8 protein-coding genes are annotated in these 8,531 nt (G+C 60.1%); 5 read left to right on the plus strand and 3 right to left on the minus strand.

Features of this window, described 5'->3' with window-relative positions:
• The first annotated feature begins 9 nt into the window (after positions 1-9).
• The 5 genes from rfaQ to msbA are packed head-to-tail and all read left to right on the plus strand — an operon-like array spanning position 10 to position 6,287.
• Positions 10-1,092, plus strand: a complete 1,083-nt coding sequence (rfaQ, locus tag QVF59_RS10865; RefSeq protein ID WP_159874760.1) for a putative lipopolysaccharide heptosyltransferase III — start codon at positions 10-12, stop codon at positions 1,090-1,092.
• Positions 1,089-2,255 carry a glycosyltransferase family 4 protein gene (locus QVF59_RS10870; RefSeq protein ID WP_159874761.1) on the plus strand — a complete coding sequence of 389 codons (1,167 nt, stop codon included), beginning with the start codon at positions 1,089-1,091 and terminating at the stop codon, positions 2,253-2,255. The genes rfaQ and QVF59_RS10870 overlap by 4 nt, the downstream gene beginning before the upstream one ends.
• Entirely contained in the window at positions 2,252-3,415 is a 1,164-nt protein-coding gene (locus QVF59_RS10875) for a glycosyltransferase family 9 protein (protein ID WP_287879735.1), read from the plus strand. The genes QVF59_RS10870 and QVF59_RS10875 overlap by 4 nt, the downstream gene beginning before the upstream one ends.
• Positions 3,408-4,517 carry a glycosyltransferase gene (locus tag QVF59_RS10880; RefSeq protein ID WP_287879738.1) on the plus strand — a complete coding sequence of 370 codons (1,110 nt, stop codon included), beginning with the start codon at positions 3,408-3,410 and terminating at the stop codon, positions 4,515-4,517. The genes QVF59_RS10875 and QVF59_RS10880 overlap by 8 nt, the downstream gene beginning before the upstream one ends.
• Before the next feature lie 18 nt (positions 4,518-4,535).
• A complete protein-coding gene (gene msbA / locus QVF59_RS10885) occupies positions 4,536-6,287 on the plus strand; it encodes a lipid A export permease/ATP-binding protein MsbA (RefSeq protein ID WP_287879740.1) in 1,752 nt (583 codons plus the stop codon).
• Between the two features lie 68 nt (positions 6,288-6,355).
• Here the strand turns inward: msbA and QVF59_RS10890 are convergent, their stop codons facing one another.
• The 3 genes from QVF59_RS10890 to aroK form a co-directional block, all read right to left on the minus strand.
• Positions 6,356-6,739 carry a type IV pilus assembly protein FimV gene (locus tag QVF59_RS10890; protein WP_240902573.1) on the minus strand — a complete coding sequence of 128 codons (384 nt, stop codon included), beginning with the start codon at positions 6,737-6,739 and terminating at the stop codon, positions 6,356-6,358.
• A gap of 131 nt (positions 6,740-6,870) precedes the next feature.
• Complete coding sequence (gene aroB / locus QVF59_RS10895; protein ID WP_287879744.1) at positions 6,871-7,971, minus strand: 3-dehydroquinate synthase; 1,101 nt, start codon at positions 7,969-7,971, stop codon at positions 6,871-6,873.
• Between the two features lie 5 nt (positions 7,972-7,976).
• Positions 7,977-8,519, minus strand: a complete 543-nt coding sequence (gene aroK, locus QVF59_RS10900; protein WP_159874765.1) for a shikimate kinase AroK — start codon at positions 8,517-8,519, stop codon at positions 7,977-7,979.
• Positions 8,520-8,531 lie beyond the last annotated feature (12 nt).

Here is an 8,531-nt window from a genome sequence, read left to right on the forward strand (position 1 = left end):
ACCCAATCTATGCTGAACGACTCCATCGATCTGACCCAGGTACGACGCGTCTTGGTCATCAAATTGCGTCACCATGGGGATGTGCTGCTGACGTCTCCGGTTTTTTCCGTGCTCAAACAGCAGGCCCCGCATCTGGAGGTCGATGCCTTGGTGTACCGCGATACGCAGGAAATGCTCAGCCTGCATCCGGCCATCAGCCAGCTGCACACCATAGATCGCAACTGGAAAAAACTGGGTCCCATCGGCCAACTCAAGGCAGAGTTGTATTTGCTGTCTGCCTTACGCCAGCGTCGCTACGATCTGGTGATCACCCTGACCGAGCACAAGCGCGGGGCATGGCTGACGCGTCTGCTGTCGCCACGCTGGTCGGTAGGGCCGGATGGCCGCTACGGCAAACTGTTTCGCAACAGCTTTACCCACCGCTATCTGCAAGTGCCGGGTAACCGCCGCCATACCATTGAAATCCATCTGGATGCCTTGCGGCGCATCGGGATTTATCCGGCTGAAAATCAGCGTCAACTGATGCTGGTGGCCGGCCACAATGCCGAGGCCACCCTGGCCGCCAAACTGGAACAGCAGGGCTTGCAGGCCGGGCAGTACATTCTGGTACACCCCACCTCGCGCTGGCTGTTCAAGAGCTGGACGGTGGAAAACATGGTTGCGCTGATCAATACCCTGCAGCAGCGTGGCCAGCGTGTACTGCTGACTGCCGCACCCAGCCCGGATGAGATGTCCATGCTGGCCGATATCCAGTCGCGGCTGACCATGCCTGCTGCCAGCCTGGCCGGCCAGCTCAGCCTGAAAGAACTGGCTGCCGCCATCGATAACGCCCGGCTGTACATCGGCGTGGATTCGGTGCCCATGCATATTGCCTCGGCGATGAAAACGCCCTGTGTGGCCTTGTTTGGCCCGTCTGGTGACATCGAATGGGGGCCGTGGCAGGTGCCGCACCGTGTGGTGGCTGCCTCGGTGCCGTGCCGGCCGTGTGGCAATGCTGGCTGTGGCGGTGGCTGGAACAGCGAATGTCTGAATCTGATCAGTCTGCAACAAGTCATGGATGCGGTTGACGCCGTACTGGGAGAAACCGCATGACCCGTCTGGCCATTATCCGGCAGAAATACAATCCGGCAGGCGGTGCCGAACGCATCGTCAGTGCCATTCTGGGCCAGTTGAAACAGCAGCCCGAACTGGAGCCGGTACTGATCAACCGCAATTGGGAACAGTTGGATGGTGTGGCTGTCTGCCGCGTCAATCCATTCTATCTGGGCAGTATCTGGCGCGACTGGGGCTTTGCCCGTGCCGCGCGGCGGGCCTGGCAACAGGTGGGTGCCGATCTGGTGCAGTCGCACGAGCGCATTCCCGGCTGCCATGTATTCCGCGCCGGAGACGGTGTGCACGCAGCCTGGCTGGATGCGCGCGCAGAGGGCAAGGGCTGGCGGCACAAGCTGTCGGTCTGGTGCAATCCTTATCACCATTTCATGCTGCGTATGGAGCGCGCCATGTTCTCGCATCCAGACCTGCGGGCGGTAATCTGCATTTCCGAGATGGTGAAACAGGACGTACTGCAACGTTTCCCGGTGAAGCCGGAGCAGTGCGTGGTGATTCACAATGGCGTGGACAGCGCACGCTTCAACCCCGAGGCTGCGCGCATGCGGCGCAGCGCCTTGCGTGCGCAATATGCCATCCCCGATGATGCGCCGGTGCTGGTATACGTCGGTTCCGGTTTTGAACGCAAGGGCGTGGCCCAGGCCATCCATGCCATCGTGCAGCAGCCTGCCGTGCATCTGGTGGTGGTGGGCGGCGACAAGAAGCTTGCCCATTATCAGCAGCTTGCCAGCGTGCTGGGGGTGGCCACGCGTGTGCATTTCACTGGCCCGCAAAAAGATGTACTCAGCCATTACGGCATGGCTGACGGGTTCATCCTGCCGACATTGTACGAACCGTTCGGCTCGGTGGTGGCTGAAGCCTTGGCCTGCGGCCTGCCGGTGCTCACCAGTACCCGCTGTGGCGGTGGCGAGTGTGTTACACCCGGCAAGACCGGCTGGCTGGCCGCTCCGCAGGATACGCAGGCTTGGCAGCAAAATGTGGCGGCATGGCTGGCGGCGCGTGCGCAGTGGCCGGAGATGGCCCGACAGGCCCGCGAGCGGGTACTGACACAGACCGAGCAGCACATGGTGGCCCAGATGATGGCACTGTATCGTCGCCTGTTGCAGGGAGAGAGCAGGCAACAGCCGCCGGTGGTGAGCGTGGCATGATGAAAGAGAGTCGATTTCCCGCACGGGCGCTGATTTTCCTGTCCCTGCTGCTGCGCCTGCCCTGGCAATGGCTGCGGCACAAACCCGAGGCTGAAACGGTGCAGCGCGTGCTGATTTTGCACCAGTTCCTGCTGGGCGATGCCTTGATGGCCACCAGCCTGCTGGCCAAGGCGCGGCAACGTTATCCACAGGCAGATATTGTCATGGCCTGCCCGCCAGGGCAGGTCGCACTGTATGCAGGCCAGCCTTATGGTGTGCGTGCCTTCGGTTGGCATATCCGTCATTTCGCCTCGGTATGCCAGCTGTTTGCCATGCCGCGTTTCGATCTGGTGCTGCTGATGGGGGAGAACCGTCTTAGCTATCTGGCTCGCGCCATTGGTGCGCGTTGGATTGTCGGCTTTGCCAATGAACAGCCGGCGCACAAGAACTGGCTGCTGGATGAGGCCATTCCGTATGCCACCGAGCCTGAAGCCTGGACCGATACTGCCGCCCGTCTGGTGGATGGCCCGGAGCCTGCCCCTTATCAGCTAAGCGACTGGCCGATGCCGCAGCAAAGCCTGCCAGCCTTGCCGGATAACTACGTTGTGCTGCATGTGGGGGCCAGCTCGGCCACACGTTTCTGGCCGGCGGCGCACTGGCAGGAATTGGCCGATAACATTCGCCGTGCCCAACTGGCGGTGGTGTGGTCGTGCGGGCCGGGTGAGGAGGCTCTGCTGCTGCAGATCGACCCGCCGACGTCTGATGTTCGCATGGCTGGTTGTCTAACCTTGTTGCAGCTACGACAGCTGCTGGCCGGCGCGCGCGCCTGTGTCTGCCCTGATACCGGGGTGGCGCATCTGGCCAAGGTGGCGGGTACGCCATTGCTGATGCTGTTTGGCCCCGGTAGCGAGGTGTTGTTTGGTGCCAGCCGTTTCTTTGCGCACTATCACTGCCTGGGGGTGGGGCCTGCCATCTTCCCCTGTCGTAACCAGCGTAGTGTGCACCATCGCGATGTGGACTGGGCCTTGCGCTGTTTCCGCCGTTTTGGCAATGGCGCTGATGAATGTCGCCGTGCCCTGTGCATGGAAGCCATCAGTAGCACTGAGGCATGGAAAACCTTGCAACAGCTGCTGCAGATCAGCCAGTCAGCCCGTGCTGCGGAGGGAATGCATCATGACTGACTGGGTGTTGTTTACCGAGTCATCCGACAATGTGGGTGGCCAGGAGCTGCAACTGATGCAGCAGATGCGCCAGATGCAGCAGCATGGCCTGCGTACCATGCTGGCCTGTCGCCCGGGCGGGCGCGTAGAACAGGTGGCCAGGCAGCAGGGCCTGGCGGTGCTGCCGGTCCGCTTTCGCAACAGCCTGCATCTGCCGTCGATTGCCATTCTGCGGCGCTGGATCAGCCAGCATCAGCCGCGCCTAGCCATTTGCCACAGTGGCCATGACAGCAATAATCTGGCGATTGCGGCAAGGCTGGTGTTGCATCGGCCCTTCCTGCTGCGCTCCCGTACCTATCAGCCGGGCAAGCCCTCGGCTTGGTCGTATAACCGGCTGGTGGATGCCACCATGGTGCCCAGTCATTACCTGCGCGATGCCTTGTTGCAAAACCCCGCCATCCGTCCTGATCGCATCCATGTCGTGTATCCGGGTATCGACTTTGCCGGACTGGATGTTGCAGTGAATCAGCCGCTGCCGGCCCATATCAGCGACTGGCTGGCTGCTTCTGCCGCACCTGTGCTGCTGCATGCAGCCATGTTACGTGGCGAAAAAGGGCACCTCACCATTTTGCAAGCCATGGCGGTGCTGCGGGACCGTTATCCGCACTGGCGCTATCTGGTGGCGGGAGATGGCGTGGCCCGGCAACAGATCGAGGTGGAAATCCAGCGTCTTGGTCTGGCTGATCGCGTATTGCTGGCTGGCGTGGTCTCACCAGTGGCACCCTTGTACCGTCATGCCGATCTGTTGCTGATGCCGTCAACTTATGAGCCCTTGGGCATGTCGCAGATTGAGGCGCTGGCCCTGCAGTGCCCGGTACTGGCCAGCAATACTGGCGGCATTCCGGAGACAGTGGCAGATGGCCGGACCGGCATGCTGGTTGAAGCTGGTAATGCCCAGGCCTGGGCTGCCGCCATTGCTGCGGCACTGGATTCCATGCCGCAACAGGGTCAGATGGCTGAAGCCGGTGCGCGTGATGTGCGTCAGCGTTTTGCCCCGGACAGTAATCTGCAGCAGATCATGGCCCTTAGCGGTCTTTCCGGCCTGTTGGCCGCATCTCATTGATCCGATTGGACTATTACCTTGAAACATAGCTGGCCCATTTACCGCCGCCTGCTGGGTTATCTGGCCCAGTACTGGAAGGTATTCGCCCTGTCATTGGTCTCCATGACCGTTGCCGCCCTGACCGAACCGGCGTTTGCCCGGCTGATGAAGCCGCTGATCGACGGTGGTTTCGTCAACAAGGATCCCAAGGCGATTGTCTGGGTGCCGATGGCCATTGTCGGCGTGTTCCTGGTGCGGGGGATTACCAGCTTTATCAACGAATACACCTCCAGCTGGCTGGCCGGGCATCTGGTACAAACCCTGCGCCAGCAGATGTTTGCCAAGATGCTGCGCCTGCCGGTGCAGTACTACGCCGATAATCAGTCGGGACGTCTGGTTTCGCGCATCTCTTTTGATGTCAACCAGGTGACCGAAGCCGGCTTTAATGTCATCACGGTCAGCGTCAAGGATGGTGTGACTGCCATCAGCCTGCTGGCCTGGTTGCTGTATATCGATTGGCAACTGACCATCATCTGCCTGGTGGTGATGCCGGTGGTAACAGTATGCATGCGCATGGTGGCCAAGCGCCTGCGCGGCCTGGCTCTGGAAAACCAGCAACACATGGCAGATCTGACGCAGATTCTGGGCGAAGGGGTGGATTGCCAGAAGGTGATCAAGGTTTACGGTGGCGAGGAATATGAAGAAAGCCGCTTCAATACAGCTTCGCAGGCCATTCGTCGTAATGGCGTGAAGCAGAGCGCGGCCAGTTCGGCTAATACTGGTGTCACCCAGTTGATGATTGCCTGTGCACTGGCAGCCATTTTGTATTTTGCTGCCATGCGTGCCCAGCACGGTGCGTTTACTGCCGGCGATTTCATGTCCTTTCTCACCGCCATGATGCTGCTGTTTGCGCCGATAAAGCGCATCACCGGCATTTCCCAGGCCATGCAGCGCGGGCTGGCCGCCGCCGAGAGTGTGTTCAACTTCCTGGATGAACCCGGTGAGCCGGATCATGGGACACAACGCCTGCCGACAACCCGTGGCCAGCTGCGGTTTGAGGATGTTTCCTTCCGTTATCCCAATGCTGAACGGGTAGTGTTGCAGCAGGTGAGTCTGGAGGTGAATTCCGGCGAGACAGTGGCGCTGGTTGGCTCTTCTGGTAGCGGTAAAACCACCCTGGTCAGCCTGATTCCGCGCTTCTACGAACCGTTGTCAGGGCGTATCACCCTGGATGGCCTTGCGCTGGATGAGATCGTGCTGGCCGATCTGCGTCAGCATATCGCCATGGTGAGCCAGGATGTGGTGCTGTTCAACGACACGGTGGCCGCGAATATCGCCTATGGTTCTGGTCACGCGATCAGTCGCGAGCAGATCATCGAGGCTGCCCGTGCTGCCAATGCGCTGGAGTTCATCGAAGCGATGCCGGAGGGGCTGGATACCCAGATCGGTGAAAATGGCGTGCGGCTGTCCGGTGGACAGCGTCAGCGGCTGGCCATTGCCCGTGCACTGCTGAAGAATGCACCGCTACTGATTCTGGACGAGGCGACATCAGCATTGGATACCCAGTCCGAACGGCTGGTGCAGGCTGCGCTGGAAAACCTGATGAAGAATCGTACCACCATCGTAATTGCCCACCGCTTGTCCACTATCGAGAACGCCGATCGCATCATCGTGATGCATCAGGGCAAGGTGGCCGAGCAAGGCAGTCATCAGCAGCTGATGCTGTTGGACGGTCTGTATGCCCGTCTGCACAGCCTGCAGTTCCGCGAGCCGGAGGCTGACGCAGGCTGAGCAGCCTGGTACGGATAGACAAAGCAAAACAGGCTGCCCGTGGGCAGCCTGTTTTACATGAGCAGGATTCAGACCTTGACCGCGAACAGAGGGTCCTGCGGAGCCAGCTGGCGGCCGGCTTCCTGAATGGTGCGCCATACCGGCTGGTCCTTGACCTGGGCCTGTACATCGCGGGCCAGACGGCAGTAAGCCTTGCCATTGCCTTCGGAGGAATAGGCGCGTAGCAGGGTTACCTTGATGGAAAGGTTTTGGGGTTCGTCCTTCATGGCCTCTTTCAGGACGCGTACGGCATCGCCGCTACGGCCATAAGCCAGGAAAACCTCGGCCTCGCCTACCGGGTCGATACCCCGGGCGCGCGGTTTTTTATAAGTTAGCTTGCGCCACAGCTGGCGGGAAATGTAGTAGCTACTCATCAGGCCGAAACTGGCCAGTAATGCGGTTATTGCATCCACCTTGGCTTCCCTCCGAGATTCTCTCTCTGCTTGAATTATGCAGTCGATTATTCGGGCAGCCGCAGATCCCCGCAATCCGTAAAAATCCTTAATGACACCAAGGTTTCAGGATTTACGGGGGCAGTGGGCAATCAATGGGAAATGGTTGGATCGATATGTGGTCCGCTAAACAGCGTATCGAGTACCGCAGTGGGTAGGCCGGGCTGGATGACTGCCTGCCCCAGTTGCTTGAGCAGGACAAAGCGGATGACACCGCTTTCCACTTTCTTGTCATGGCCCATGTGGCGCATCCATTCATCCATACCGAAGTCGGGGCTGCGTACAGGTAGTCCGGCAGCGGCAATCAGTGCCACTGCACGTTCAACATCATGCTGCGTCAGCCAGCCCAGTGCCTGGGATGCTGCGGCGGCCAGGACCATGCCGGCACCGACGGCTTCGCCATGCAGCCATTGTCCATAACCAAGGCCGGCTTCGATGGCGTGGCCAAAGGTGTGACCCAGATTGAGCAGGGCGCGTACGCCCTGTTCCTTTTCATCCTGGCCGACAATCTCGGCCTTCATTTCGCAGGAGCGACGCACGGCGTATTGCAGGGCTTCAGGGTCGCGGGCGCGCAGTTTGTCCATATTGGCTTCCAGCCAGGCCAGGAAATCAGCATCGCCCAGCAGGCCGTACTTGATTACTTCGGCGATGCCGGCGGATAGTTCGCGCTCGGGCAGGGTGGCCAGCAAGTCCATGTCGGCCAGCACCAGCTTGGGCTGATAGAAAGCGCCGACCATGTTTTTGCCCAGGGGGTGGTTGATGGCGGTTTTGCCACCTACTGAGGAGTCGACCTGAGCGAGCAGGGTGGTGGGAATCTGGATGAACGGTGCACCGCGCTGATAGCAGGCAGCGGCAAAACCGGTCATGTCGCCGATGACACCGCCACCCAGTGCGATCAGGGTGGTTTTGCGTTCGGCATTGGCACCCAAGAGAGCATCGAAAATCAGGTTCAGCGTCTGCCAGTTTTTGTGTGCTTCACCATCCGGCAGGATGACCGGGATGCAATGCACGCCATGGTTTTGTAGCTGCTGGGTCAGACGCTCCAGGTATAGCGGTGCCACCACTTCATTGGTGATGATGGCAACCTGGGGAATGGGCAGATGGGGCAGGATCAGCTCAGCCTGATCAAGCAGTCCGTGGCCAATGTGAATGGGGTAGCGGGTATCCGGCAGGGTCAGGTCGAGGGTGATCATGTGCTTCAGGTCTTGGCTGGGGTATTGTGCAACTGGTCGAGCAGACGGCTGACCAGCAGGTTGACGTTTTGCTGTGAGGTGTCGACCACGATGTCGGCCACTTCGCGGTAAAGCGGATCGCGCTGTTCCAGCAGGCTTTGCAGCTTGGCGCGCGGGTCGGCGGTTTGCAGCAGCGGACGGTTCTTGTCGTGCATGGTGCGGGCCAGCAGGTCATCAATGGAGGCGCGCAGGTAAATCACCACGCCATGCCTGGACAGCTCGGCCCGGTTTTCCGGGCGCAGCACTGCACCGCCACCGGTGGCCAATACGATGTTGTTCATCCTGGCCAGATCGGCAATCACGCTGCTTTCGCGGTCACGAAAGCGCAATTCGCCTTCTATCTCGAAGATGGTGGCAACGCGAACACCGGTGCGCGCCTCGATTTCATGATCCGAGTCGTAGAAGGTTTTGCCGGTCTTGCGTGCCAGGGCTCTGCCTACGGTGGTCTTGCCGGCACCCATCAGCCCGACAAGAAAAAAATTGCCTGCCATGTTCTCCATGGCAGGCATTGTAGCTGATGC

Source organism: Aquitalea sp., assembly GCF_030150775.1.
Classification (GTDB): Bacteria; Pseudomonadota; Gammaproteobacteria; order Burkholderiales; family Chromobacteriaceae; genus Aquitalea; species Aquitalea denitrificans.

Excerpts from the sequence above, each read along its gene's own strand:
- QVF59_RS10880 (WP_287879738.1), top strand. The coding sequence starts at position 3,408 with ATGACTGACTGGGTGTTGTTTACCGAGTCATCCGACAATGTGGGTGGC.
- rfaQ (WP_159874760.1), top strand. The coding sequence starts at position 10 with ATGCTGAACGACTCCATCGATCTGACCCAGGTACGACGCGTCTTGGTC.
- aroB (WP_287879744.1), bottom strand. The coding sequence starts at position 7,971 with ATGATCACCCTCGACCTGACCCTGCCGGATACCCGCTACCCCATTCAC.
- QVF59_RS10875 (WP_287879735.1), top strand. The coding sequence starts at position 2,252 with ATGATGAAAGAGAGTCGATTTCCCGCACGGGCGCTGATTTTCCTGTCC.
- aroK (WP_159874765.1), bottom strand. The coding sequence starts at position 8,519 with ATGCCTGCCATGGAGAACATGGCAGGCAATTTTTTTCTTGTCGGGCTG.
- QVF59_RS10870 (WP_159874761.1), top strand. The coding sequence starts at position 1,089 with ATGACCCGTCTGGCCATTATCCGGCAGAAATACAATCCGGCAGGCGGT.